The sequence below is a fragment of the Vallitalea longa genome (assembly GCF_027923465.1).
Classification (GTDB): domain Bacteria; phylum Bacillota; class Clostridia; order Lachnospirales; family Vallitaleaceae; genus Vallitalea; species Vallitalea longa.
Genome location: NZ_BRLB01000104.1, coordinates 1 through 217 on the forward strand (window position 1 = coordinate 1; position 217 = coordinate 217).

The following is a 217-nucleotide window of genomic DNA, read 5'->3' on the forward strand; positions in this document are numbered from 1 at the left end:
TTTACTAATTGAGTAGATAGTTTATGTAAAAAATTCGATCTTGCATTTTTGATTTTATAGTGTATTCTTGCTACTTTAATCTTTTGTTTGTACCAATTATTCGAAAACCTTACCATACGTGATAATTTCCTTTGTGCCTTGATAAGTTTAGCTTCTAACATACGAAAAAATCTAGGATACTTGCCTCTTTGGTTTTCAGAGCTAACAAACAGTTCTT

Annotated in this window: 1 protein-coding gene; it reads right to left on the reverse strand. The window is 29.5% G+C overall.

Going from position 1 to position 217, the window contains the following annotated elements; genetic code table 11:
• Positions 1–217, reverse strand: a 217-nt coding sequence (locus QMG30_RS24990) for a transposase (protein WP_281819954.1), incomplete at both ends; no start/stop codon positions are given.